27 protein-coding genes, 1 pseudogene and 2 other annotated features are annotated in these 25,041 nt (G+C 35.4%); of the genes and pseudogenes, 10 read left to right on the forward strand and 18 right to left on the reverse strand.

All coding sequences use genetic code 11. The annotated features are described in order from the left end of the window. Positions 1–85 precede the first annotated feature (85 nt). From yhbY to DN408_RS22545, 4 genes are read right to left on the reverse strand one after another with little or no spacing between them, the layout of a single operon-like run. Positions 86–379 carry a ribosome assembly RNA-binding protein YhbY gene (gene yhbY, locus DN408_RS22530; protein WP_002015220.1) on the reverse strand — a complete coding sequence of 98 codons (294 nt, stop codon included), beginning with the start codon at positions 377–379 and terminating at the stop codon, positions 86–88. A gap of 4 nt (positions 380–383) precedes the next feature. Further along, positions 384–1,217: a shikimate dehydrogenase gene (gene aroE, locus DN408_RS22535; protein WP_002015222.1), complete on the reverse strand. Its 834-nt coding sequence runs from the start codon at positions 1,215–1,217 to the stop codon at positions 384–386. 15 nt (positions 1,218–1,232) lie between these two features. Then, entirely contained in the window at positions 1,233–2,339 is a 1,107-nt protein-coding gene (gene yqeH, locus DN408_RS22540) for a ribosome biogenesis GTPase YqeH (RefSeq protein ID WP_002167651.1), read from the reverse strand. Between the two features lie 3 nt (positions 2,340–2,342). Then, positions 2,343–2,855 carry a YqeG family HAD IIIA-type phosphatase gene (locus tag DN408_RS22545; RefSeq protein WP_002015225.1) on the reverse strand — a complete coding sequence of 171 codons (513 nt, stop codon included), beginning with the start codon at positions 2,853–2,855 and terminating at the stop codon, positions 2,343–2,345. 246 nt (positions 2,856–3,101) lie between these two features. Here DN408_RS22545 and sda point away from each other — a divergent pair, with 246 nt between their 5' ends. Then, entirely contained in the window at positions 3,102–3,257 is a 156-nt protein-coding gene (sda, locus tag DN408_RS22550) for a sporulation histidine kinase inhibitor Sda (protein WP_002015226.1), read from the forward strand. Between the two features lie 152 nt (positions 3,258–3,409). Here the strand turns inward: sda and DN408_RS22555 are convergent, their stop codons facing one another. From DN408_RS22555 to DN408_RS22565, 3 genes are all read right to left on the reverse strand, one after another. Next, a complete protein-coding gene (locus DN408_RS22555) occupies positions 3,410–4,198 on the reverse strand; it encodes a phosphatidylserine decarboxylase (protein WP_002129166.1) in 789 nt (262 codons plus the stop codon). A 291-nt stretch (positions 4,199–4,489) separates the two neighbouring features. After that, positions 4,490–5,203: an RNA polymerase sporulation sigma factor SigK gene (gene sigK, locus DN408_RS22560; protein WP_000051382.1), complete on the reverse strand. Its 714-nt coding sequence runs from the start codon at positions 5,201–5,203 to the stop codon at positions 4,490–4,492. A 183-nt stretch (positions 5,204–5,386) separates the two neighbouring features. Beyond that, positions 5,387–6,883, reverse strand: a complete 1,497-nt coding sequence (locus DN408_RS22565; RefSeq protein WP_078177915.1) for a YcdB/YcdC domain-containing protein — start codon at positions 6,881–6,883, stop codon at positions 5,387–5,389. Between the two features lie 304 nt (positions 6,884–7,187). Between DN408_RS22565 and DN408_RS22570 the strand changes: the two genes are divergently transcribed. Beyond that, positions 7,188–7,838 carry a GTP pyrophosphokinase gene (locus DN408_RS22570; RefSeq protein ID WP_002015229.1) on the forward strand — a complete coding sequence of 217 codons (651 nt, stop codon included), beginning with the start codon at positions 7,188–7,190 and terminating at the stop codon, positions 7,836–7,838. A gap of 75 nt (positions 7,839–7,913) precedes the next feature. Here DN408_RS22570 and DN408_RS22575 read toward each other — a convergent pair whose 3' ends face one another. Then, positions 7,914–8,378, reverse strand: a complete 465-nt coding sequence (locus DN408_RS22575; protein ID WP_002129170.1) for a hypothetical protein — start codon at positions 8,376–8,378, stop codon at positions 7,914–7,916. Positions 8,379–8,432: 54 nt separating this feature from the next. Beyond that, on the reverse strand, positions 8,433–9,818 hold the full coding sequence (locus tag DN408_RS22580; protein WP_002129171.1) for an alkaline phosphatase: 1,386 nt from the start codon (positions 9,816–9,818) through the stop codon (positions 8,433–8,435). Positions 9,819–10,087: 269 nt separating this feature from the next. Between DN408_RS22580 and DN408_RS22585 the strand changes: the two genes are divergently transcribed. Together DN408_RS22585 and DN408_RS22590 are read left to right on the forward strand one after the other, a co-directional pair. After that, the gene (locus tag DN408_RS22585) at positions 10,088–10,927 is read left to right on the forward strand and encodes a GNAT family N-acetyltransferase (RefSeq protein ID WP_002129172.1); all 840 of its coding nucleotides are present in this window, start codon (positions 10,088–10,090) and stop codon (positions 10,925–10,927) included. A 15-nt stretch (positions 10,928–10,942) separates the two neighbouring features. Further along, a complete protein-coding gene (locus tag DN408_RS22590) occupies positions 10,943–11,827 on the forward strand; it encodes an alpha/beta fold hydrolase (RefSeq protein ID WP_050000297.1) in 885 nt (294 codons plus the stop codon). A 36-nt stretch (positions 11,828–11,863) separates the two neighbouring features. Here the strand turns inward: DN408_RS22590 and DN408_RS22595 are convergent, their stop codons facing one another. The 3 genes and pseudogenes from DN408_RS22595 to DN408_RS22605 all read right to left on the reverse strand — a co-directional run bounded on the left by DN408_RS22595 (position 11,864) and on the right by DN408_RS22605 (position 13,549). Then, the gene (locus DN408_RS22595; RefSeq protein WP_002015237.1) at positions 11,864–12,364 is read right to left on the reverse strand and encodes a DoxX family protein; all 501 of its coding nucleotides are present in this window, start codon (positions 12,362–12,364) and stop codon (positions 11,864–11,866) included. A 324-nt stretch (positions 12,365–12,688) separates the two neighbouring features. Beyond that, positions 12,689–12,973 (reverse strand): annotated as a pseudogene (locus DN408_RS32200) (delta-aminolevulinic acid dehydratase); the annotation flags it as partial. Further along, positions 12,974–13,549 (reverse strand): histidine phosphatase family protein, encoded by a 576-nt coding sequence (locus DN408_RS22605; RefSeq protein ID WP_002129176.1) that lies wholly within the window; start codon positions 13,547–13,549, stop codon positions 12,974–12,976. 169 nt (positions 13,550–13,718) lie between these two features. On the opposite strand from DN408_RS22605, the gene DN408_RS22610 reads away from it, so the two are divergent. Further along, positions 13,719–14,057 (forward strand): hypothetical protein, encoded by a 339-nt coding sequence (locus tag DN408_RS22610; protein ID WP_002167648.1) that lies wholly within the window; start codon positions 13,719–13,721, stop codon positions 14,055–14,057. 72 nt (positions 14,058–14,129) lie between these two features. Beyond that, complete coding sequence (locus DN408_RS22615) at positions 14,130–14,252, forward strand: DUF4023 domain-containing protein (protein ID WP_000071861.1); 123 nt, start codon at positions 14,130–14,132, stop codon at positions 14,250–14,252. A 43-nt stretch (positions 14,253–14,295) separates the two neighbouring features. Here the strand turns inward: DN408_RS22615 and DN408_RS22620 are convergent, their stop codons facing one another. Further along, the gene (locus tag DN408_RS22620; protein WP_050000296.1) at positions 14,296–15,534 is read right to left on the reverse strand and encodes a TolB family protein; all 1,239 of its coding nucleotides are present in this window, start codon (positions 15,532–15,534) and stop codon (positions 14,296–14,298) included. Between the two features lie 228 nt (positions 15,535–15,762). Between DN408_RS22620 and DN408_RS22625 the strand changes: the two genes are divergently transcribed. From DN408_RS22625 to DN408_RS22635, 3 genes are all read left to right on the forward strand, one after another. After that, positions 15,763–18,510, forward strand: a complete 2,748-nt coding sequence (locus DN408_RS22625) for a S8 family peptidase (RefSeq protein ID WP_078177916.1) — start codon at positions 15,763–15,765, stop codon at positions 18,508–18,510. Positions 18,511–18,580: 70 nt separating this feature from the next. Then, positions 18,581–18,809 (forward strand) — a binding site (T-box leader). A 51-nt stretch (positions 18,810–18,860) separates the two neighbouring features. Further along, positions 18,861–19,088, forward strand: a binding site (T-box leader). 162 nt (positions 19,089–19,250) lie between these two features. Beyond that, entirely contained in the window at positions 19,251–21,005 is a 1,755-nt protein-coding gene (locus DN408_RS22630) for an aromatic amino acid hydroxylase (RefSeq protein WP_078177917.1), read from the forward strand. Further along, the gene (locus DN408_RS22635; RefSeq protein WP_002167644.1) at positions 20,986–21,300 is read left to right on the forward strand and encodes a 4a-hydroxytetrahydrobiopterin dehydratase; all 315 of its coding nucleotides are present in this window, start codon (positions 20,986–20,988) and stop codon (positions 21,298–21,300) included. Before DN408_RS22630 ends, DN408_RS22635 begins: the two co-directional genes overlap by 20 nt. Positions 21,301–21,316: 16 nt before the next feature. Here the strand turns inward: DN408_RS22635 and DN408_RS22640 are convergent, their stop codons facing one another. Together DN408_RS22640 and DN408_RS22645 are read right to left on the reverse strand one after the other, a co-directional pair. Beyond that, the gene (locus DN408_RS22640; RefSeq protein ID WP_050000293.1) at positions 21,317–22,174 is read right to left on the reverse strand and encodes a VOC family protein; all 858 of its coding nucleotides are present in this window, start codon (positions 22,172–22,174) and stop codon (positions 21,317–21,319) included. A gap of 21 nt (positions 22,175–22,195) precedes the next feature. Next, the gene (locus DN408_RS22645; RefSeq protein WP_002015248.1) at positions 22,196–22,600 is read right to left on the reverse strand and encodes a DoxX family protein; all 405 of its coding nucleotides are present in this window, start codon (positions 22,598–22,600) and stop codon (positions 22,196–22,198) included. Positions 22,601–22,756: 156 nt separating this feature from the next. Here DN408_RS22645 and DN408_RS22650 point away from each other — a divergent pair, with 156 nt between their 5' ends. Then, positions 22,757–23,302, forward strand: coding sequence for a helix-turn-helix domain-containing protein (locus DN408_RS22650; RefSeq protein WP_002015249.1), 546 nt, complete (start codon positions 22,757–22,759; stop codon positions 23,300–23,302). Positions 23,303–23,341: 39 nt separating this feature from the next. On the opposite strand, the gene DN408_RS22655 is transcribed toward DN408_RS22650, so the two are convergent. From DN408_RS22655 to DN408_RS22665, 3 genes are all read right to left on the reverse strand, one after another. Beyond that, positions 23,342–23,719 carry a hotdog family protein gene (locus DN408_RS22655; protein ID WP_002129189.1) on the reverse strand — a complete coding sequence of 126 codons (378 nt, stop codon included), beginning with the start codon at positions 23,717–23,719 and terminating at the stop codon, positions 23,342–23,344. A gap of 110 nt (positions 23,720–23,829) precedes the next feature. Continuing rightward, positions 23,830–24,288, reverse strand: a complete 459-nt coding sequence (locus DN408_RS22660) for a GNAT family N-acetyltransferase (RefSeq protein ID WP_002129190.1) — start codon at positions 24,286–24,288, stop codon at positions 23,830–23,832. A 58-nt stretch (positions 24,289–24,346) separates the two neighbouring features. Beyond that, a complete protein-coding gene (locus tag DN408_RS22665) occupies positions 24,347–24,874 on the reverse strand; it encodes a GNAT family N-acetyltransferase (RefSeq protein ID WP_078177918.1) in 528 nt (175 codons plus the stop codon). Between the last annotated feature and the right edge of the window lie 167 nt (positions 24,875–25,041).

Raw genomic sequence — 25,041 nt, forward strand, 5'->3', positions numbered from 1 at the left:
AAGAGAGCCCACTGTTAATAAAAGTTCAATTGGTTTCGCTTTCTACATATCAAGCGTCCATTACGAAATAACTCACGTATATCTTTTATCGAGGAAGCTTAATCTGCTTATTTTCTCTTGATTCTTTGTATAAAACAATTGTGCTCCCGATTACTTGAACGATTTCAGCTCGTGCACCTTGTGCAAGCTCTTCTGCAACTTCACTACGATCAAATTCACAGTTTTGTAATACGCTCACTTTAAATAGTTCACGAACTTCTAATGCTTCTCCAATTTGTTTCACCATATTTTCATTCACGCCACCTTTTCCAACTTGAAAAATCGGTGTTAAATGATGTGCCTTTGCACGTAAAAATCTTTTTTGTTTTCCTGTTAACATATAATTAGCCTCCAAGCTCTCTCATTACTAATTGTTTCATTCTATCAATATTCGGCACACACCCTGTCCACATTTCAAACGCAAGCGCACCTTGATAAACGAACATATCGATTCCATTTTGAATTATTGCACCTTGTTCTTTCGCATCGCCTAAAATTTTCGTCTCAAATGGATTATAAATAATATCAGAAACAATCGTTCCTTGTTTCAATGAACGAATTTCCAGCGGCGTATACTCAACATGTGGATGCATACCTATCGTTGTTGTTTGGATGATAATATCATATTCCCCTTGATTTTCTGCTGCACATTCTAACGATAGAGCATGCGAATTAACATTTGCCATGCACCCAGAGATAAGGTTTTTCGCCTTATCTCTCGTACGATTAGCAATATCAATTTCTTTCACACCTACATCGGCAAGCGAGAAGTAAATAGCTCGGCTAGCACCACCTGCACCGATTAATAAAATACGTTTCTCTTGAAGTGGATCTTCACTAATTGACTGCAGGGCACGAACAAAACCAATTCCATCTGTATTATACCCAATCAATTTTCCATCTCGATGAACTACTGTATTTACCGCACCGATTTGCCTTGCTAACGGGGCAATCTCATCCAAGTACTCCATAATTGCAACTTTGTGCGGAGTCGTTACATTAAATCCTGAAATACCTAATGCTTTCAAACCTTTTACTGCTTCCCCTAGCGCTTCTTCTTCTACAAGAAACGCATGGTAATGGGCATCCATATTCAAGTGTTCAAATGCATCGTTATGCATAACGGGTGATAATGAATGTCCAATTGGATTTCCGATTACACCATATAATTGTTTCATAAATCCCTCTCCATATTAAATTAAAGATTTACGTAATGAAACACTTACTCCTTTTGGTACATGAGCAACAATTTTCGCTCCTGATTCATTTACAGTAACCCAGCCCAATCCAGAGAATACAACATCCGTTTTCGGCTCACGAATATTAAATTCATATTTCACAAACTTAGGCATATTTTCTAATTCTTCTGGTGTCGGTGGATTCAATAATTCTCCAGCGTGTTTTTCGTGCAATTCATCAGCCTTTTCAAGCTTTGTACGATGGATTGTTAAACGGTTTGAGAAATGACAAGTGAATGCACGACGGCCCCCACTTACATAATCAAATCGTGCTAATCCACCAAAGAATAATGTTTGTTCTTCATTTAATTGGAATACCATTGGCTTAACTTCTGTAGTCGGTGTAATAAGCTTTAAGCTTTGTTTCCCAACATAATGCGCCATTTGATGATGATTAATAATACCTGGTGTATCGTATAAAGATGACGTTTCGTCTAATGGGATATCAATTAAATCAAGCGTTGTTCCTGGGAAATGTGATGTTGTAATTACATTCTCAGTCTCATCACTAAACTCTTTAATCATACGATTAATAAATGTTGATTTACCAACATTCGTACATCCAACAACATAAACATCTTTACCCTCGCGGTAATGCTCAATTGCATCAGCAAGTTCAGCGATTCCTTGTCCTTTAGCTGCACTAATTAAAAAGACATCTTCTGGTTTTAAACCAAGTTGCTTTGCACTATAGCGCATCCAATGTTTTACTTTATCATGCTTAACTGACTTTGGAATTAAGTCAGCCTTATTCCCTACAAGTAATACTTTATTGTTCCCTACAAAACGATGTAAGCCCGGTAACCAGCTACCATTGAAATCGAAAATATCTACGATTTTAACCACTAGTGCGTCTGATTGTCCAATTCCGTTCAAAATACGAAGGAAATCATCATCTGTTAAAGATACATCTTGAATTTCGTTATAATGTTTCAAACGAAAACAACGTTGGCAAATTACTTGTTCTTTTTCTAAAGATGATACAGGAGCGTATCCTACTTCATTTTTATTTTCTGTTTGAATTTCTACACCGCAACCAATACATTTAATTGTTTCAGTCAAACTTTATTCCTCCCAGTTAATTAAGCCTTTTTTCTTCATGTTTCTCATAATTCTTCGTTCAATTTTCCGATTAAATCGTGTCACCAATCCGTCCGTTTGCGCTACCGGTACAACTAAAATTGTATGAAGTCCCACACGATTTCCGCCGAGCACATCCGTTAGTAACTGATCTCCAATTACTACAACTTCATCTGGCTGCAGGTGCATCTCATGTATCGCACGCTTAAATGCGCGAACAAACGGTTTGCGCGCACTATGAATAAACGGAATACCTAATGGGTCAGCGAAGTCTTTAACGCGTTGCTCGTTGTTATTTGAAACGACCGTTACTTGAATATCATTTTCTTTCATTTTCAAAAACCACTCTTCAAGCTGTGGCGTTGCGTTTGGACGATCCCATTCAATTAAAGTGTTATCTAAATCCGTAATAACTCCTTTAATTCCACGTTTTTTCAAATCTTCTGGTTGAATATGATATATATTTTTCACATATTCATTTGGTAAAAATAACTTCAATTTCTTTCACCTCTTTGAGGATTTTTCATAAAATTTTTCGACAACATTTTTCGATAGATAACCTGTGGATAAACTTGTACACACTTTCCACGTTAATTTTTCAGTCGATTTGGAATTTACTAACAATCTATCCACATTTTATCCACTGAGTTATGTGGATAACCTCTTGTTTGTGACTGTCATATTTTTTTGGTACATTAAATGCAACAACGAATCAATCCTTATATTATTAGGAGGTGACTCACCTTGAAAACAAAACATATGGAACAGTTATCTACTGATTTACTCACTGAGTCTTATTATAAAGCAAAAGAACTAAAATTAAATCCCGACTTCATTTTACTTATAAAACAAGAAATTATTAGACGCTCGTTAGAGGACAAGCTCGTCAAATCTTCTTGAGTACATATAGATTGCTGATTGACCTGTAAAAAGAGCCATCCTGCGATGGCTCTCGAATAAACAAGTACTCCCATCTAGGGGATTTCTTCATTAAGCATCTTTGTCCACATTTCTTAATTAGAGCTTCATAAGTATATTATAAAACCTTTTCTTTACTTATGAGATACTCGGGTTGCAATTTTTTCACCAAGACGCAGCTCTTGCCCACTTGTCAATTCCTGCACTGCTTTAATCATATCTTTTTCAAATAATAAAACAACTGTTGAGCCAAATGTAAAGTATGCCATCTCTTCACCTTTTTGAACAGTACTTCTTTCATGAAGGAGCTCGATACTATTAACAAACATAGCACCTACTTTTACAAGTGCCATATGTTCGCCGTCACTATTTACTTCTGTAACAGAGCGATAATTTTTTGACAATGGTTCTTTCCCATACTCCATACCCGCTGCATTTACCGGATATGATTTTCTACCGAGTACAAATCTTTCAGTCACAGAGCCAGAAAGCGGGCTATGAATGCGATGATAATGACTTGGACTCAAATAAATCACCATATATGTACCGCCTGCATATCGCTTTGCACGCTCTTCATTACCTAGCATATCCACAATTGAATAACGCTTTCCTTTTATATCGAATGTTTTTGTATCCTCAATAGGACCTTGATCAGCAAAAACACCATCAACAGGACTAACGATACTCGATGCATCAGTATCAATACTACGCTTTCCTTCTTTTAGCCTACGTGTAAATAAATCATGCAATGTTCCATATTCCTTCAAACCCTTTTCCATCTCATCTTGATTAATTTGAAAAACTTTCACATACGATGGAATAATGATAGAGCTCAAACGAGATTGTGCAAATTTACGTAATATATAAGAAGTAAAACGACCATTTGTAAGTTCGATCATAAGTCGATATAATGTCCGTCGCAAATTACGAAACCTCCTAATCAGCCTATAACTTTAGTTTCCCCTTCTTTTCTCTCTATATCATATGTAAAATTGGTTCTTATTCCCACATATAGAATGGAGCCGTCTCGTTATACACGAAGAAAAACTAAGTATAATTTTTATTCTTAAATTGTTTAGCACCTTCTAATATTACAGATAGAACCCGCCATTTTCAACAGTGAACATGTATTTCTTCTTAGAACAGCTCGTTTTCTTTCCGTTTTCCCGAAAGAAAAGCAGCCACTTTTAAAGTGTAGCTGCTTACAATACACATTATTCTTTTGCTTTTTTCTCTTTCTCAGCCCGCACAAATTCATGGAACATTTTCATTAAAGCACGCTTTTCAATTCGCGATACGTAGCTTCTTGAAATACCGAGTGCCTTCGCAATCTCCCTCTGTGTTTTCTCTTTATCAAGCCCAAGTCCAAAACGCTTCACAATTACTTCTTTCTCTCGTTCGTCCAAAATATCGATATACTCTTTAATTTTTTCTAACTCCATACTAAGCTGAATCATATCAATTACATCTTCAGATTCTGATTTTAATATATCAATAAGTGATATTTCATTACCCTCTTTATCTTGCCCAATCGGATCATGAAGTGAAACGTCTTTTTTCGTTTTCTTTAGCACACGTAAATGCATCAAAATTTCATTTTCGATACAGCGTGCTGCATATGTTGCAAGCTTAGTTCCTTTCCCTGCTGAATAGCTTTCAATCGCTTTAATAAGCCCAATGGTACCAATTGAAATTAAATCTTCTGCATCTTCACCAGTGTTTTCGAATTTCTTAACAATATGAGCTACAAGCCGTAAATTATGTTCAATTAAAAGATTTCTCGCTTGAGCATCACCTTGCTCCATTAACTCTAAGTACTTTCTCTCATCATCTGATGATAACGGCTGCGGGAACGCATTGTTCTTCACATAAGAAACAAATACAAACACTTCTCGAACCATATATCCAATTGCGGCGAATAGACTCAAACCTTTCACCTCCGCCAAAATAGTGGTCTTTACTATGTGTATGTGGGCATGAGGTTGTTTGTGTCTGTACGATGTAAATATGGAACTCTTAACTTAATGGCATTCTTAAATCACTCAACGCTAATCATTAAATTTTTCTATAAACATAGTAAAAGCCAATCGAAATGTATCGATTGGCTTTTACTAATATTCACTCCAAATTTTCTCTCCAGTCTGCGCATCTATGTAACGAATTTTCCGACTACAATCGACGGATTCTTTATGATTTTCACTCCTCGTTTGTTTATACAGCAGTTTATAGATCATTTCCTCTGCATCATGATCTATACACCATTCTAATTTTACTCGAATGACCTCTTTATATATTTCTAACGCTTTTTCTTTTGTTACTTTTGGTGCTGTTTCATGTGCAAGTAACTCTTCTATTATATTGCTAGGTTTTCCCGAGTAGTGCATCACAGCACCATTTTCTGTATTAATGTTGACCATGAATTCCCTATACTCTACCGGAATTTCATTCACATATACTGAAAAGACAAATCTTTCAATCCCTTCATCTTCGTCACGTTCATCCCAAAGGCGAAGATATTGTGTAACATCTGGAATAACATGTTCTAAAAATTGAAGTGCTTTTTGTAAACATTCCTCTCTAGACAGTATTTGTTTTACTTCTTTATCGTCTGCCAGTTTTATAAAACCAATTAATTCATTGGTTGATTTATCAATCGTAATGCCAACTAAATTATTATATTTTAACATCGGTAAATGCTTTTTAAAGAATTCATTCATTAAATATGGATTCTTTTCTTCTTTCTGTTTTTGTAATTCCTCTTTCGAAACAAATTTCATCCTTATTCCATCTTCATTTTCTGTCTCAGCCACTTTTGTAAAACTTTCTTTATCCCAGTCAAATAAATCGAATATATCATCTTGTTGACTACCTTTTTTCGGTTTTTCAACAGCTACAGTTGGAGGCAATTTATAATGATCTGGGTCAAACAAATCTTTACCTGTACTTGCATCAATAAACGCATGACTAGGTTCTGGTTCATATACAAGATGATAGCCTTTTACTTCCTCACCATTTTCATATTTACATGAAGAATGTGTTAAATCCACAAATACAAGTCTCATATCTTGTCTAGCTCTCAAAGTTTCTAAAACGACGTTCTCCTCAACAATTTCAATTGGCCATAACGGTTTTTTCTCTATAGCTTTTTGTCCATTGTAATGAAAATGCACAACATTACCTGAAGGATGAATTCGCACAACACATCCTGTATTCGGCAATGGATATCCATTCACTTCCTGCATATAATTTATTTCTTTCCAACCACGCCAGTCATCCTTAACTGACACATATGTATAAAATTCTAATCCTTCTTCCACATGTTTTTTTATAAATACATTTGCAATCTCTCTTGCCTTATTCTCCTCTATCGCTTCTTTATCACTCGAAAAATAATTTTCATCATCTATCCTGAATTCAAATAAATTACCAGTATGCCTATTTAATGAAATTTGTATCTGTTTCTCCTCATCCTCTTTATGCCCCCACCATAATAAATGATGAGGATCATCCACTCCTTCTTGATCATCTACAACAAGCCTATATTCATCTGGAATTTCAATAATATGAGCCACTTTCTCTTTTCTTTCTTTATCTTTTGGATTCATCATACCCTCTCCTTCATTACAATTTAAGGTAATTATAACAAACAAAACCAAAAACCATTAGCAAAAAGACAAAAAGCTGAAACAATTAGTTCATACGAATTTCACATGAATCTATTACTATAGGAATTGTACATAGTGAAATTACTAACAATGACGTTTATTCATATATAATTTCATTTGAAAGGGGTTGAAAAGATGAAAACTAAATATCGCTTTATGATCTCATCATTTGCTGCTTGCGCCTACATGATTTGGTGTTTAGTATAATAACAACTTCACTTGTAAATAAGAAAAGGTGTGTATATAAATGGAATATAACCAATCAACAGTTAACTACTGGAAAGCTTTTGTATTACCTTATACATTCGCTTTAGAAGAGTTAAAAACTAAATTTGAAATTATGAACCGGGAAGCTCAATTTTTAGAAGACTACAACCCGTTTGAACATATAAAAACAAGACTTAAACAACCCGAAAGTATCATTAGGAAGCTTGAGCGTAAAAACTTATCACCAACAGTTGAAAATGCTCAAACACAATTACAAGATATTATTGGCATCCGTATTACATGTTGCTTTGTAGAAGATATTTATCATTTAAAAGAAGTTATTGAAAATCGTGGAGATATGGAAATTGTAGAAGTAAAAGATTATATTGCTAATCCAAAAGGAAATGGCTATAAAAGTTTGCATATGATTATTAAATATCCATTGTCACTAAATTCTGGTACGAAAGATGTCTTTGCAGAAATTCAATTACGTACACTTGCCATGGACTTTTGGGCAAGTTTAGAACATAAGCTTTACTACAAATATGAAGGAAATATACCTGACTATTTGAAAGATGAACTACATGACGCTGCTATGAAAGCTGAAGACCTCGATAATAAGATGGCAACAATCCGTCAAGATATTGATGACATTGAAGCATGTTCAAATCAAATTTTATTACCACTTTAAAAGGTTCTCTCCTATGAGAACCTTTTTATCCCGCTATTTGCGGGCAGTAAGACTCCCACTGATTAAAGTTTCACTTTATTTCTTCTCTATCGTACGAACCTCTTCAATCTTCCACCCTTCTTCTTCTTTTCCAAGTGCGTACTGCATTTTCTTCTGAAGAGTAACCCCTCCATCTACTTCTTTTTCCTCCGTTTCAACAATAACAAGCCCACCTTTAAGAGCTTTCATATTCATATGTTCTAACTCTATTTTCTTATTTCCCTTTTGAAATGCCGCTTCCTTTTGTGTTTTTAAGTCTTCAGCACTAGGCATCTTCTTTGAAAATAACTCCATATGTTCAGCAAGATTTTTTTCATTCGTTGTCCGTACAAATGCCTCAATAACATCTTGAATGGATTTCTCTTCTTCTTTCGTTATATGTACCTTTTCCTCAGTTTTCCCAGCAGATTTTTGTTCTATATTATTCTCTTGAGATTGACATCCAACTAGCAATAATACGAATACTAGAAGGAATCTTAATTTCCCTAAAAAAACGCTCATCTTTCCATCTCCTAAAAAGAAAAGTGAGGCATTTCGCCTCACTTTCATTTATAATTAGCGTCTTCCTTTATTCGGATCGCCGCCGCCAACGATGTCAAAGACACGTTTAGCTATATTTGTATTCTCTTGAACGCCAGAGAATAAGTATTTACCTGGTCCGAATGCATATACGTTCACATCTTCACCTGTATGTCCACCCGTTGTCCAACCTGTAACCGAACGCTTATTGAAGATATCTTCAATTGCATTATCAATCTTTGTTACATCTTTTGATGGAGCTATATCATTTACAGCTTTAATTTCTTCTGGTGTTAATTGTAGATCAATATACTTTTTCAATGTTTCTTCTACATTTGCACCTTTTACAATCTCATTTGCCATAAAGTCTGGCGTACGTTTCGCAGCTTTAATCGGATCTACTTTAAAGTTATACTCACCATTCGCACCTAAAGATAATCCGCCAGTAGCATGGTCTGCAGTTGCAACAACTAATGTGTTCTTATCTTTTTTCGCAAACTCAATTGCTGCTTTAAACGCTTTTTCGAAGTCTTCCATTTCACTCATTGCACCGACAATATCATTATCATGTCCAGCCCAATCAATTTGACTACCTTCGACCATTAAGAAGAAACCGTCTTTATTTTTGTTCAAGCGCTCAATCGCTGCATTTGTCATCTCTTCTAATGAAGGTGTTTTGTCAGTACGGTCAATCATTTTGTCTAAACCACCTGGTGCAAATAAGCCAAGAACTTGATCGCTTTTATCATTTAATAATTGATTACGATCTGTTACATAACTATAACCAGACTTCTTAAATTCTTCTGTAAGATTGCGGTCTTTTCTAACAAAGTTCTTTACGCCCCCGCCAAGCATAACATCTATTTTATGCTTACCTTTAATTTTTTCATCAAAGTAATCATTTGCAATTGCGTCCATATTTTTACGACTAATATCATGTGCACCGAATGCAGCTGGTGTTGCATGCGTAATTTCAGAAGTTGCAACGAGTCCCGTTGACTTCCCTTTTTCTTTCGCTTGCTCCAATACTGTTTTCACTTCAGCTTTATCATTATCTACTGCAATAGCTGCGTTATATGTTTTTATACCTGCTGACATCGCAGTAGCTGCCGATGCAGAGTCTGTAATATTTTCATGTTCATCTTCTGGATATGTTTTTTGTGTTCCTACAAGATGCTTATCAAATTCTGTAGATTCCATCTCAAATGTTTTTGGATTATCTTTCATATAACGATGAGCTGTCATATATGAAGGCCCCATACCGTCCCCAATTAATACAATGACATTTTTAATTTTTGCATTGTTTCCGTTCTCATCTGCATTAACCTCACTAGAACGCGTAAAATTCCATGTTGCTACCGAAGTAACTGCTAACGACGCCACAACTGCAAATGGCCATGCTTTTTTTACAAACTTTTTCACTGTCTTGTCCCCCTAATTAGGTTATTCATTTCCCACTATCAAATTTAATAGAAGACTGTTAAGAGAAAATGAGTTATATGTAAATTTTTTGTTAACTTATGTAAATTTAAGTTATAATTTGTATAAGTTTGTCTTTTCATATCAAGCATACTCCCCTTTACAAAGATAAATATAAACATGTTGGATTTCTTTTAATACGAACCTATTATTTTACATTTCTTAATATTATTCTTATTTTTTCTAATTTAAATAGAAATATGGTGAACTTTATGAAAACAGTAAAACTAGACGAATCTTCCATTCCAGCCTTACTCTCTCTTTGCGAATCAGTTGGGTGGTTACAGCATGCGAGTTTTATGAAAGAGCAATTCCATATGTACCTTTCCATTGGCACAATTTTTGGCTATGTACATGAGAATAAACTTATTGCAGCGGGCGGGGTCTTTTCGTTTGCCCCTGGATTTTCTTCTATCGGTATGTTAATCGTGCATCCTGATTTTCAAAGAAAAGGAATTGGCCGTATTTTGTTAAACAATAGCTTAAAAGTAACTTATCCATCGCTCCCTATTACACTCATTGCAACAAAAGCTGGTGAATCCTTATATGTATCTTATGGATTTCAATCAATAACAACAATTCATCGTTTCGAAAAACAAGCGGCTCATATAAGTACAAATTCTTTTCCCATAAAACAAATTCAGCAAGCCGATCTTCAATCTCTCATTTTTCTTGATCAAACTGCGACTGGTGCAGATCGTTCTAAGCTTTATTTATCACTACTATCGAGAGCAACTTACTCCTTTAAAATAGAGCGGGATAATCAAATAGATGCTTTTGCTTTATGCATACAAAAAGGAGATGTACTATGTATCACTCCACTTATTTCAAAAAAAGAAAAAGACGCTATTCAGTTATTAGAAATAATTTGCAACTCGTGGAATGGGACAATACGCATTGATGTTCCGCACTCACAATTCATTTTCCGTCAATTTCTTCAAACAGAAAATTTCCAGGAAACGCTCCTTTCACCTCTTATGATAAAGAATGGTAATCAACTTCCTGGAAATCGTAATATACTATTTGCTATGATAGATGCAGCGTTATGTTAGAAAGGGGACACCTAATTGAAGCGATTTAGCTATTTTATGGTAGGTTGTCTTACTCTTACACTATTAGTAGGATGTAGTGCAGCAGAAAAGCCAGTAGAACAAGTAAAACAAGTTAAAAATACAATTACAGCGAAACTAGCTACCGAGGAAAAAATGGTAGAGATAGATGGTCAAACGATTTACTTTAAAAAGATTGGTGATGAAAAACCACCTTTACTTATGATCCATGGATTTGGAGGATCATCCAATGGTTTTCAAAAGGTTTACTCAGATTTAGCAAAAGATCATACGATTATTTCTGTTGATGCTTTAGGATTCGGACGTTCCTCTAAACCGATGGATTTTTATTATTCTTTCCCAACTCATGCAAATTTGTATTATAAGTTAATGAAAAAATTAGGGTATAACTCATTCGCAATACTGGGACATTCTATGGGCGGAGAAATTTCTCTTAATTTAACATATTTATACCCCGAAGCGGTTACCCACCTTATTTTAACTGATGCTACAGGCGGCCCTCATACGTTCGTTAATAAACAAGGTTCACCAAAACCAAAGTTGTCGACTGATTTAAGTGCCGTTTCTTCTATTGCAGATTATGATGAGAGCAAAGTTAAATTCAAGCGTAATGATGAAGAGCATTATAATAAAATGAAATTATGGCCTAGGCGTCTTCAAATCAATGCAACTGAAATCAAGCAACCAACTTTAATTATATGGGGAAGAAATGATAGTAGCGTTTCTTGGAAAGAAGGAGAAACTTATCATCAATTCTTAAAAAATAGCACTTTCCATATTATTGAAAAAGGTTATCATGCTCCATTTCGTCAAGAGCCACAAGAGTTTGTAGGGTATGTAAAAGATTTCTTCGAGAAAAATCCTATAAGTGCTGAAAAATAAACGGGTATCTCCTTTTGAGATACCCGTTTTCATATATTAAGCAGCTTGCTTTTGGCGTTTTTGAATTTTTGATCCTAGTACTTTTGGAATAACTAAGCCATCAATTCCAAGTTTTCCAGCATTCATACCAGAAACAAGAACGAACATGGATAAAATAACCATTTCAGGGTTCACACCAATTGACCCACTAAACATATAGGAAAAGTTCATTACAAGACCGAAAAAGACCGCTGTTTTTGTTAAACAGCCTACAATTAAACCAATTCCGACTAAAATTTCTCCCCACGTCACAAGTGTATTAAATAAATCAACGTTTGGAATCGCAAAATCTTGTAAAAATGATGCCCACCAAGATTGAACAGCTGGTTGTGCTCCTTTAGATTTTTCAATTGCACCTTGTAAATAACCAGTTGCATCGAAGCCTTTCCCTTGTAGTTTACCGATTCCAGCCATTACCCATGTGTAACCAAGATACACTCGAATTATCGCTAATACAAAAGAAACTGCTTTGTTTTCTCTTAAAAATTGAATAATCATATCTTCCTCCTAAAGTTGTAATTAATTCAGTTACAGATAATATAATAACATTAGTTACTTACTTTTAAAACGTTAATCGTGAATAATTTGTGACATACATAAAAAACATTACATACTAACGTTTATATAGTAACTTTTATTACCTGTAAAAACTTGAACATATCATACCACATGTGATAATCATTTTCATTGAAGAAAATGTAAAAAAACTGTGAGTTAAATGTGAAACGCATTCATTCGAATATAGAATAAATCCGTTTCATATTGTTTATATACTCCAAATGTACATGTCTCCTCATCGGTTAATCTCGCTTCTCGAACAACTTATTCTAACGTTTTGTCATGGTTAATAAACCCGTAAAATAGGCGTATTGTAAACATAAGTGCTACATTTCCATCTACATAATCTATCAATCCAACATATGATTTTACACCACTATATAAAAAGGATTCTACTAGTTTCACCCCCCAAAACTTATACCAATCATTTACAATATGTGTAATATGCAATTTTGCATATCACTTAATTTCCGCTACGCTAAAGTATACTCTCGGCTCATTTAAGTCGTACACATCTTCTCCTAACTCTTCCATTACAAATTTCCTCTCCTATAAGTCCATTTCATATATACCCGTTTCTTTCAAAAAATCAGCTCTAGTTAAAGCGACTTTCTGTAAATATTGCCTATACGCTGTAATTGTTCCATCGTGTGCAACGATACAAATTTTTTCTGCTTTTAACTGATAGCACCAGTGCAGAAATTCATCTACTATTTGCTGAAATTCCATCTCCAAGATGATATTGACTCCCTCATTCCATAACAATTCATTTCTACTTTCTTCTAATGAAAAATGTGGAAATAAGTTTTGTATTATCTTTCGATCTAACAATTGATCGCACGGTAATGTTTTGGCGGATTCCCGATAAGGAAAAATTCGCGGGGATATATATGGGTGAACAATTTTTTGACAAGCAACTTCCGCACTCCATATTGTCGCAGTTTGTAAAGTTCGAAGTGTAGGACTAGCGATTAATATATCCTTTTCTTGTAATGGTACATCGCACTGAAGCAATTCAGCCTGCTTCTTTCCCACGCCCGTCAATGGCGGATTCACTGCTTGTAAACTTAATGGTAAATCTTTCGTATGTTCACCTTCACCATGCCGAACAAAAATAAGTTTCATTCTCCTCTTCCTCTCACTAGAAAATGTTCTCACATATTTCTTCCCTATTTTTTTCTTTACTCCTGCTATTTTAAAAAGTAGAATGTAAAAAGTGTTTGACATCAACATTTGGAAAATATTACAATTATATATGTAAAATATTTTTTACAAGAAGAGGAGGATTACAAATATGAAATGGATTATCGTCTTTATGGGAATGATCATATGGGGATACATAAATGGCTTTTTTAATAGTGATAAAACTGCTAATCCTTGGATTACAGATGATGAGCGTGAAACAAAAATTAAACAAAAAGCAATTATCGCAAGCTGGTCCGGTGTTTTCATATTTTGTATCATTAACCTCTTAAACAAATGGTTAGGTTTAGGAACGAGCGATACATCACCTTACTTACCATCTTCTGTCGCAACTATTTTAAAAGAAAATGTAGAGTTACAAGTTTTACTTATGTTATTCATTACGTATGGACTATTTTACTTATACTACCGAAGAAAACTAAGCGCTTAACTTTTATCTCATGATTATCCTCCTAAATGGTTATAGTAACTAGGACGCAATGAAAAAAGGAGAGATATAAAAATGAGTAACTCAAATGACTTTTTAGATACATTACATGAAAAACAAGCAAAAGATGAACAAAATAGAAAGCGCCAAGGGAACGGAAACCCTGCGAAAAAAAAACCAAATAAAACACATAAATAACATTGAAAAACCTACCTGGAAATTATATTTCAGGCAGGTTTTTTTACTCGTCTTTAACCGAAACGACATCTTCCCAATTCCATTTCTCATAATACCACTCTGGTACATCTATATTTTCAATCCATTTCTTTTCATGTTTTCCATCGTTATGAGCAAGCCATACATCAGCTTTCTTACGATTTGAACGGAGCCACATTAATTGGTTGCTTTTCTTACTAAAAATAGGGTTATAATCGCCTTGGCTATTGGATGGCTTTGTAATTTGATGTTGTTCATCTGTTGTACTATTTATTTCATATAAAGATGGTAGTGGCCTTTTTTCTAGAGGGACCGATAGCTCTGCTTCCTTTGCCCTTGAAACGATAATTACATTCTCGTTCTTCCATGTGAAATCCCAATCAACATAGCCTTTTGGAGTAAATGTATTTTGCTGGAGAGCCGGCAATTCTTTTATTTTTAAATGCTTATTCTCTAAAGCAACTCTCCCGCTTCCTTCAATATAGGCTAATATATTTTTTGATGGCGCCCATTTGAACCATTGTGTGTTTAATAACATTTGATCTACTGTTTCAAAACGACTGCCGTCTGATCGAATTAAGCAAAGGGTATTACTATCAGCTGACAAAGAAGCTGTTGGTACTGCCAAAAACGAAATCCATTTTTGATCTGGCGACCAATTAAATCCACTTCCAACTAATGCCAAAAAGTCATCATGCTCATTCGGTAGTGCATATAAATGCTTCATCTTATGAGGATTCATATTTGCATCCTTTTGTATTTCATATAACTGAGCACCTGTCCATCCTGTTGGAAGCAAGTACGCTTCTGATGATACAAGAAACTTCTTACCATCAGGATACCATGCATAGTCACCTACACCATTAGCTACGTTTTCAAAATCTGCTTTCTTTTTTTCAGCATCAAATGTATTTAATGTGCGTGCAAATACAAATGCAATTATATTCTCTGTTGGTGACCATTGATAATTCGATGCTTCTGATTGAGATGGTCTAACTTTCTTTCCATCTTTTAGCCGATACAGTTCAAAGTGGTTTCGCTTCTTTCCTTTTGCATATGCAAGCCATTCTCCATTATGTGACCATTTCGGCCCTGTTATGTACTCTCCTTTTGTAATTTGTTTTTCTTTTTCACCGACTTTAATCCATAGATTATGATTACGAATAAAGGCAACTTTCACTCCATTGTTTTCTGCGCTAGTAATAGAACTTGAACAGAAAAAAAGGAACAAAATCACGATTCCACTTACTATAAACCTTTTCATGTAGCACCCCCATTTTCCCCTTTAGCATTCCTCATATTCCGCTTACTATATGCAAATTTTAGCTATTCGACATAATCCCAAAAAATTTCCCAAGAAATTTTCAATTCAAAGAGGATTGGTATGAATTATTTCGAATGGATAGTTTAGCCAACATCCGTACCTATAATTAACGATAAAAATGCAATATTTATTTTCGGAAAATTAGCACTTTTATTAGAGGGAGTTTCAATGAAGAAAACTACATCAACACTATTAAGTATGGCGCTCGTCTTTTCGAGCTTTGGAGCATTAAGCGCCCATGCTGAATCACTGCAAAAAGAGAAGCAATTTAGTCCACATTTAAAAGCAAATATTGAACAATGGGGAGAAAACAAAATCGCGCAAAATGTTGAAACAAAAACATCAAAAGAAATTTCAGTTATTGTAGAATTGCAACATGCTCCACTCGCTTCACAAAGTAACATTCAACATGCTCCGGACCTACAAAATAGCAATGTGCAATCATACCATGCACAACTAAAAAAAGCACAAGAGGATACAACAAAGAAAATAAAAGAAAAAGCACCGAAAGCAACCATAAAAGAAACGTATAGTACGTTATTTTCTGGATTTTCTATTTCTATCCCAGGGGATCAAATTGCCGCTCTAGCTTCTTTACCTGAAGTAAAAGCAATTTATCCGAACTTAACATATAAATTACATGAAACGTCAAAAAGCCTAGCAGATCAAGAAACACCAAACGTAGGAGGCCCTACAGTTGGTGCACCTGAAGCTTGGAATTTAAAAGATCCAACTGGTATACCCCTTGATGGGAAAGGGATGAAAGTCGCTATTATCGATTCAGGTGTCGACTATACCCATCCTGATTTACAAGCAAATTATATCGGTGGCTATGATACAGTCGATGAAGATAATGATCCGATGGATGGAAATGTCCACGGTACCCATGTTGCTGGAATTATTGCGGGTAACGGAAAAATAAAGGGGATTGCTCCGAATGCTTCTATACTCGCTTACCGTGTCATGAATGATGGTGGTACCGGTACGACCGATGATATTATTCAAGGTATTGAGCGAGCTATTCAAGATGGTGCCGATGTTTTAAATCTATCTCTTGGTCAAGATTTGAATGTACCTGATCAACCTGTAACAATGACGTTAGAACGCGCAGCAAAACTTGGTGTTACTGCAGTCGTCTCAAATGGAAATGATGGACCAAAACCTTGGTCTGTTGACGCTCCTGGTAACGCAAGTAGTGTCATCTCTGTTGGTGCATCTACTGTTTCTATTCCATTTCCAACATTCCAAGTAGCTGGTTCCAATAAATCTTACCAAGGATTACCGTTATCAAAATCAGATTTCCAAGTAGGCAACGATGCTCAGCTTGTATATGTTGGCTACGGTAATTCAAGTGATTACGCTAAACAAGATGTGAAAGGTAAGTTCGCCCTTGTTTTACAAGGAACTTCAAGCACGTTAGTAAAAGCAGAACAAGCGAAACAAGCTGGCGCTCTTGGCGTGCTACTAATTTCTAACGAAAAAGAAATTAATCTTATGCCCGAATATTTTGTACGTGAAGATGTAGCTCTTCCAGTTATGCAACTATCAAATACAAATGGCGAAGAGTTAAAAACTTTAATTACAAAACGAAAGAAAAATATAAAAATTGGACAACCAAAGCAAACAGAACTTATTGGTAACTTTAGTTCAAGAGGACCATCACAAGGTAGTTGGCTAATAAAGCCTGATATTGTTGCACCTGGAGTACAAATTACTAGTACAGTGCCGAGAGGTGGCTATGAATCTCACAACGGAACAAGTATGGCTGCGCCACAAGTGGCGGGAGCCGTTGCCCTGCTGCGTCAAATGCATCCTGATTGGACGACAGAACAATTGAAAGCAGCTCTTGCCAACACTGCAAAAACATTAAAGGATGTCAATGAAAATACATATCCTGTCATGGCACAAGGATCTGGTTTAATTAACATTCCAAAAGCAGCCCAAACAGATGCATTAGTGAAACCTAACAATGTAAGTTTCGGTCTTATTAAACCTAATAGCGGCAAAGTGAAGTTAACACAAAATATTACATTACAAAATCTTTCTAACAAAAAGAAAAACTTTTCAACTCGCATTGAATTACTAGATACAAAAACAAAAGTCCAGACTTCTTTCTCTTCTTCTATTAGTGTGAAACCTAATAGTAACATCGAAAAGCCTTTTACTATTAATGTAGATAGCTCCTTACCACAAGGTGTATATACGGGAAATCTATATGTGAAAGAGCAAGGTAAGACTGAAGAAATGCGTATTCCATTTACGTTTAGCATTGATCCGAAAGAATACAAACGTATTGATGGTCTTGAAATCGTTAATTCTACTTTTAGTCCAAATAATGATGGAATACTAGATGACAACCTGATCAATTACTATTTAGTTACACCAGTGGAGGATGTAACATTTCACGCTAATTTAATTACGAAAGACCGTGTAACATATCAAGGCATGATACATCAAGGTAAAAACGAAACACCTGGTTATAAATCTTTCAAATGGAATGGTACGAAAACCGACGGATCTCCTCTACCTGATGGCTTATACCAAATCGAAGCTGTTGCTTCTAACTCTGGTGGAGAAACGAAACAGACAGGAGCTGTGTTTGTCGATCGTACTGCACCGAAATTATCGTCTGAAGTAGATCAAGAAAACCTCGTAATTAGAGGTAAAGTAGATGATATACTTTTGGATTGGATGGCAGAATCCGGATGGGTTGCTCCAGGACATCCCGTAACGATACAGTATGAAATTAACGGAAATGGAGCATGGGAAAGTGCATACCTAAATCCTTGGGAGAAAAACTATGAAATTTATTTCGATCGTAGTCAATTACAACAAGGAAAGAATACAATTCATATTGTAGCAACCGATGCAGCTGGAAATAAATCTAATTTAAACGTCGATTTAGAAGTGAAATAATAAAATTATTGTTGACAAGCTTTTAAATATAGTTTTATAATACAAAACATAGTTTAGTTGAACGAATTATATATCGGCTTTGAAGGAATACTAGTAGCGACTTATATCCCTGTCTCAGAGAACTGATGGTTGGTGCGAATCAGTACATATACAAGCGTGAATTACAATTCTGGAGCTTCTTTCCCGTAATGCTTTTTATGCATGAAGAGAAAGACGGATCTTTCCGTTATCTTAAAGTAAGTGGTAAACAATTAATTGTTTACAAATAGGGTGGTACCGCGATTTTTATCGTCCCTATCGGATTTTCCGATAGGGGCTTTTTTGCGTCCTTCCCTTTTAAATAACTTCATATATACGCGTTGAAAGAATCGCAGTAGTATCTTGTATCCCTGTTTCAGAGAGCTAATGGTCGGTGGGAATTAGCACATATATAAGTACGAATTACAATTCTGGAGCTTCTTTTTCGTAGTGCTTTTATGCATGAAGGAAAAGACGGGATTTTTCCGTTATCATTAGTTGAGATGTAAGTATATTTTCACTTACAAATAGGGTGGTACCGCGATTTTTTCGCCCCTATCGGATTTTCCGATAGGGGATTTTTCTATTTCTCACGCAAACAGTTGTTAAAGAATTTCGAATGTTATGATAAAATTTTATAAGCGCTTACAATTCTGAAAGGAGGTGGTACAAGCTATACAAAACTGGTATTCATTTTTATAGAGAAAAAGGAGGACGTCTAAATGACAAAGAAAAAAGAAATTCCATCACATTTAAAACCATTCGTATCCACACAGCATTATGATCAATACACACCGGTGAATCACGCTGTTTGGCGTTACATTATGAGACAAAACCATAGCTTCTTAAAAGATGTTGCTCATCCATCCTATGTTAACGGACTACAATCATCTGGTATTAATATAGATGCAATTCCAAAAGTAGAAGAAATGAATGACTGTTTAGCACCAAGCGGCTGGGGTGCCGTAACGATTGACGGACTTATTCCCGGCGTCGCATTCTTCGATTTTCAGGGGCATGGATTACTACCAATCGCAACAGATATTCGTAAAGTAGAAAATATCGAGTATACACCCGCTCCTGATATCGTTCATGAAGCTGCAGGCCACGCACCGATTTTGCTTGATTCTACATATGCAAAATATGTGAAACGCTTTGGACAAATTGGAGCGAAAGCTTTCTCCACAAAAGAAGAACATGATGCTTTTGAAGCCGTTCGTACATTAACGATCGTAAAAGAAAGCCCTACTTCTACACCTGAAGAAGTTACAGTTGCTGAAAATGCTGTAATCGAAAAACAAAACTTAGTTTCTGGTTTATCAGAAGCAGAACAAATTTCACGTTTATTCTGGTGGACAGTGGAATACGGCTTAATAGGCAATATAAATGATCCGAAAATTTACGGTGCTGGTCTCCTTTCCTCTGTCGGTGAAAGTAAGCATTGCTTAACAAACGCTGTAAAGAAAGTCCCATTCTCAATTGAAGCTTGCACCGGGACAACTTATGATGTAACAAAAATGCAACCACAGCTATTTGTTTGTGAATCATTTGAAGAATTGACTGAGGCCCTTGAGCAGTTCTCTACAACGATGGCATTTAAAACAGGTGGAACAGAAGGATTAGAAAAAGCAATCCGCTCCGAAAATCATGCTACAACTGAGCTAAGTAGTGGATTACAAATTACGGGTACATTTACAGAGACAATTAAAAATGATACTGGTGAAGTTATTTACACACGAACAAGCTCACCAACTGCATTAGCAATTCATAATAAACAACTAGCAAATCATTCTACATCTGTGCACAGCGATGGATTCGGGACACCAATCGGATTACTAGATGGAGATATTGCATTAGAAAATTGTACAGAAGAACAATTACAATCATTAGGCATTACAATTGGAAGCAGTGCAGATTTTACTTTTGCAAGTGGCATTCATGTAAAAGGAACAGTAACAGACATTGTAAAAAATGATAAAAAAATTGCTCTTATCTCCTTTATAAATTGTGCAGTTACTCATAAAGATCGCTTATTATTTGATCCTTCATGGGGAGCATTTGATATGGCTGTCGGCTCACAAATCACTTCTGTATTCCCAGGAGCGGCAGATGCGGCTGCATTTTTCCCGATGAATGAAGAAGTACAAGAAACGCCTGATCCACTTGTACTGAATAAGCTTGAACGTATGTATCAAACAGTTCGAGATATACGTAACGATAGTATTTTACACGATACTCATACTGATCAATTAATAGCTATTCAAGAAGTATTAAATAAATTTCATCCGAAAGAATGGTTGCTTCGTCTTGAAATTTTAGAATTGCTTTTAGAACATAACAAAGGACACGAAGCATCAGCAGCATTATTACAACAACTTTCTACTTTCACAACTGAAGAATCTGTAACACGTCTTATTAACAATGGTCTTGCGTTACTGCAGGTAAAGGATGTGAAAAATGATGCTACGATTAACTAATGAAGAAGTACAAGAGGAATTAACAAAGCTGGATAAATGGACAGTGAAAGATGAAAAATGGATTGAAAGAAAATATATGTTTTCCGACTACTTAAAAGGAGTCGAATTTGTCTCTGAAGCCGCCAAACTATCAGAAGAACATAATCACCACCCATTTATCCTTATCCAGTATAAAGCAGTCATTATTACTTTGTCATCATGGAATGCAAAAGGTTTAACGAAACTAGATTTTGACCTTGCAAAGCAATTTGATGAACTATTTTTACAAAATGAAAAAGCTATTATAAGAAAGTGAAAAAAGAGAAGCCTTTTTAGGCTTCTCCTTTCACTTTAAAATGTATACAATGTCCAAACGGATCCTTGGCCTGTAATATTCCATCTTTATACGTAGCAACTACGCCAATATATTTTAAACTTTCACACACTTGCTCTTTTTGTTTTTCATCTGCTAGTACAATTGTGAAATATTTCAAACCAACGGAATTTGGCATTTGTGGTGGTATACCTTCACCCTGCCATGTATTTAAACCGACATGGTGATGATAACCACCTGCTGATACGAACAACGCTCCATTACGAGCTGGAATCGTTACATCAAAACCAAGGCCATCAACATAGAAATGTTTCGCTTCTTCTAAGTCAGCTACATGTAAATGAATGTGCCCCATCACAGTACCAGCCGGGAACCCATTCCATGTACTTCCTTGCTGTAATAATCCTTCGCCGTCTAACGGGTTACTAACAAATGGTAGCTCTCCATTTTCATCATGCCAAACTTCTTTTTGGCGATCATGATAAATTTCAATCCCGTTTCCATCTGGATCAGCTAAATAAAGAGCTTCACTAAAGTAATGGTCAGCCCCACCATGTAATGGGTGTACTCTCTCAACAAAATGACGAAGAATATTTGCTAAGTCTTGTCTGTTTGGTAATAAAATTGCATAGTGATATAAACCAGTTCGACCTCTTTGCTTCGGAAGAGCGTCTTCCTTTTCTTCTATTATGAGAAGTGGCTCATTGTCCTCATTACCAAACGTAACGATTGTACTTTTTTCTTCCAGTACCTTCATACGCAATACTTCTGTATAAAACTCTAGCGATTTCTTTAAATTTGATACATATAAATGAACAACCCCAAGTGTTGTTTCGGGATGAAGTGGAAAGCCCATTTTGTTATACCCCCATTTTAATTAATTCTTCTTTAACATTTTCTCTTTTAAGAAATTATCTACAAAACCATTAGCTTTCGCAACAAATAAGTAAGCACCCATCGCTAATAATGCAAGTTCTAACTCAAATCCAGGATTTTTCCCGTCTCCTAACAAACCAGCTGACCATTTTACTTTCACAATCGCTCCAACCATAACAAGTGCAAATAATAAGCCAATATACCTTACGCCTAAACCTAGAATTAACAATAGACCTCCAACTAATTCAACTGTTGCTACACCGTATGCAAGTCCTCCTGGTAAGCCAATGCTTGTAAACCACCCTGCAATATTGTCAATTCCTGATTGGAATTTTGTTAAACCGTGCATAAAGAACGTTACCCCTAACACGATACGAATAATTAAGTTACCAATATGTTGATTCATTTCTTTCTCTCCTTTATAGTTTTGTTATACAAAACTTTTATTTACATTACAAAACATACACTAATTATTTTTATTCGTCAATTCATTTTTCATGAGAAAAAATATTTTTTTTTTGCTATGATACAAATAGTTGTTTACAAAAAGGAGCATGATTTTATGAATATCGGTTCTGCGATTCGTGAAATTCGTCAACGTAGAGGAATTACGATTGCCCAAATTTGTGAAGGAACAGGTCTTTCTAAAGGCTTTATGAGTCAGGTTGAAAACAATAAAACATCACCATCTATCTCAACTTTAGAAATGATCGCTAATTTTTTAAATGTCCCCCTTCCATATTTATTGTTAGAACAAAAAGATCGTTTGAAAATTGTAAAAAAAGAAGAGCGTAAATACAGTGTGTATGGAAAAGATGAACAAAGAATTGAGCATGTTGCGGAGCAAGGTGGTCTCCGCCTATCTCTAGTAGAAATTTCTGCCGGATTCCCGAAAGAAAACTCACCAAATGCTCATGAAGGTGAAGAGTGTCATCTTGTATTACGCGGAAAACTAGAAGTTCAACATGGAGAAGATATTGCGATTGTAGAAGAAGGTGATTCTTTCTCTTGGAATGCATGCGTTCCTCATATTGTTCGCAATATAGGTGAAGAATCTGCATTATTACTTATCTCTAGTCATGCGGAAAATCGAAAACGTGTTTACTAAACGATAAAAAAGAAGCCTGTTTCGTAACAGGCTTCTTTTTTATCCCCTTATAATTCCATAACTCGTCCCAACTAGTACGGTCTTTTCATGTTGATTGCGATAAACTGACTCAATTGAAACTTTTTTATATCCTTCCATTTGCTCAATATTTGTTAAAGTTAATTCACAAGTAACCGTATCCCCTGTAAAAACTGGTCTAATAAACTCACTTACTAATTCCCTCGCTATGTAATGTAACTCTTCGCCTACTTTCGTCCCAATGCTAGCAGTCAATAAACCATGGACCATTAATCTTCCATTCTCATCATATTCCATATGATGTCTACCTTTATCGCCTGTAATATTTGCAAATTCAAAAACTTCTTCCTCGGTAAATCTTCTTTCGTATTTAAATATATCCCCAACTTTTACATTCATTTTTATCCCCCGTTTAATAAACTGAATTTTCTTTTATTTTATCACAAAATGAGTCTCAGTTCAGTTTATATTATTAAAATAGCAATCCTTTTTCTTTATTACCTTATAAGTTATCGATGCCCTTCCTCTTTGGCCACTTGATACCCATAGTACGCACATGTTCCATTTCTTGATAACTCTCTTACTTCAAAATCACAACTTCTATAAAAATCAAAATTGTTAGCGGACGTATGCGCAAACCAATCGCCATGCGGAAGCTTTTGTAAACAAAGAGCTACAAGTTTCTTACCTAACCCTTTCCCCCTATACTCACACTTCACAACTAAATTTACTATGTTAGCAACCATGATTTGATCAGAAATCACTCTAACCATCGCGACCATTTCTTCTTCATCCCAAATTGTGAAAGCCCATGTTGAATTTTCAAATGCAATCGTAAACTTTTCAATTTGCCAAGAAGGGATATTATCATTACTCCAGCCAGCATCTTCAAATAATGTCTTAATCGCATATGCTGGCACTCCATTCGTTCCTTCACGAATAATTAATCCATTATGATAAATATACATGTAATCCCTCCCTTTATTTTTTATATACCATTCTCCAAAAAATGCAATTCACCTTTTTTCATCCAACCCGCTTAATGGAATAAACGAGAACTTCCATCTCATGAAATGAAGTTGTTTTCTCATAACTAAGCCCTGTTTTTCTAGCAACAAATATTGAAGCTGGGTGGTTCGGATTAATAAGTGAAATTAATTTATTCATTTGTAATGCTTGAAAACCATAGTCTCGAAAAGCCGCCGCAGCCTCTTTCGCATACCCTTTCCCCCAATATTTAGGAAGTAGCCAATAGCCAATCTCAATTTCCTCTTTTCCATCTACCGTCTGCTTGACAAGTCCTGCATGACCAATTCTTATCCCTGTTTCCTTTTCAATCATTACAAATAAACCGAGACCATTTTTATAATTTGGAAGTACCCTCTCCTCCAAACTTTTTTTACATTGCATAAATGTTTTTAACGTTCCATTTCCAATATAGCGCATTACCTTCTCATCCCCCCATAAAGAAGCATAAAATGGTAAATCATCCATTGTATATTTGCGAAATTGTAAGCGATCTGTATGGAACACTCTTTTATTCACTCCCATCATTTTGAACCTCATTACATAACAACATATTTCAAACTACGTAAGTGTTGAATAATTCATATCAAGAAAGTTACCAAAAAGAAAGAAAATTCAATCTTATAAAAGTGTATTATATCAAAAAAAAGCAGTAGACAAAAGAGTGTCTACTGCATCCATATCATAACTAGTAT

The sequence above is a fragment of the Bacillus sp. AR13-1 genome (assembly GCF_008042285.1).
GTDB classification, from domain to species: Bacteria; Bacillota; Bacilli; order Bacillales; family Bacillaceae_G; genus Bacillus_A; species Bacillus_A mycoides.

What these genes read in the sequence shown, in the direction of transcription:
- DN408_RS22655 (WP_002129189.1), bottom strand. Translation starts at nt 23,719, where the DNA reads ATGAATGTAAAAGTTGGGGATATATTTAAATACGAAAGAAGATTTACC.
- DN408_RS22570 (WP_002015229.1), top strand. Translation starts at nt 7,188, where the DNA reads ATGGAATATAACCAATCAACAGTTAACTACTGGAAAGCTTTTGTATTA.
- DN408_RS22615 (WP_000071861.1), top strand. Translation starts at nt 14,130, where the DNA reads ATGAGTAACTCAAATGACTTTTTAGATACATTACATGAAAAACAAGCA.
- DN408_RS22660 (WP_002129190.1), bottom strand. Translation starts at nt 24,288, where the DNA reads ATGTATATTTATCATAATGGATTAATTATTCGTGAAGGAACGAATGGA.
- DN408_RS22640 (WP_050000293.1), bottom strand. Translation starts at nt 22,174, where the DNA reads ATGGGCTTTCCACTTCATCCCGAAACAACACTTGGGGTTGTTCATTTA.
- DN408_RS22620 (WP_050000296.1), bottom strand. Translation starts at nt 15,534, where the DNA reads ATGAAAAGGTTTATAGTAAGTGGAATCGTGATTTTGTTCCTTTTTTTC.
- DN408_RS22605 (WP_002129176.1), bottom strand. Translation starts at nt 13,549, where the DNA reads ATGAAACTTATTTTTGTTCGGCATGGTGAAGGTGAACATACGAAAGAT.
- yhbY (WP_002015220.1), bottom strand. Translation starts at nt 379, where the DNA reads ATGTTAACAGGAAAACAAAAAAGATTTTTACGTGCAAAGGCACATCAT.
- DN408_RS22630 (WP_078177917.1), top strand. Translation starts at nt 19,251, where the DNA reads ATGACAAAGAAAAAAGAAATTCCATCACATTTAAAACCATTCGTATCC.
- DN408_RS22610 (WP_002167648.1), top strand. Translation starts at nt 13,719, where the DNA reads ATGAAATGGATTATCGTCTTTATGGGAATGATCATATGGGGATACATA.
- aroE (WP_002015222.1), bottom strand. Translation starts at nt 1,217, where the DNA reads ATGAAACAATTATATGGTGTAATCGGAAATCCAATTGGACATTCATTA.
- DN408_RS22625 (WP_078177916.1), top strand. Translation starts at nt 15,763, where the DNA reads ATGAAGAAAACTACATCAACACTATTAAGTATGGCGCTCGTCTTTTCG.
- DN408_RS22650 (WP_002015249.1), top strand. Translation starts at nt 22,757, where the DNA reads ATGAATATCGGTTCTGCGATTCGTGAAATTCGTCAACGTAGAGGAATT.
- DN408_RS22575 (WP_002129170.1), bottom strand. Translation starts at nt 8,378, where the DNA reads ATGAGCGTTTTTTTAGGGAAATTAAGATTCCTTCTAGTATTCGTATTA.
- DN408_RS22645 (WP_002015248.1), bottom strand. Translation starts at nt 22,600, where the DNA reads ATGAATCAACATATTGGTAACTTAATTATTCGTATCGTGTTAGGGGTA.
- DN408_RS22585 (WP_002129172.1), top strand. Translation starts at nt 10,088, where the DNA reads ATGAAAACAGTAAAACTAGACGAATCTTCCATTCCAGCCTTACTCTCT.
- DN408_RS22635 (WP_002167644.1), top strand. Translation starts at nt 20,986, where the DNA reads ATGATGCTACGATTAACTAATGAAGAAGTACAAGAGGAATTAACAAAG.
- DN408_RS22565 (WP_078177915.1), bottom strand. Translation starts at nt 6,883, where the DNA reads ATGATGAATCCAAAAGATAAAGAAAGAAAAGAGAAAGTGGCTCATATT.
- DN408_RS22595 (WP_002015237.1), bottom strand. Translation starts at nt 12,364, where the DNA reads ATGATTATTCAATTTTTAAGAGAAAACAAAGCAGTTTCTTTTGTATTA.
- DN408_RS22665 (WP_078177918.1), bottom strand. Translation starts at nt 24,874, where the DNA reads ATGATGGGAGTGAATAAAAGAGTGTTCCATACAGATCGCTTACAATTT.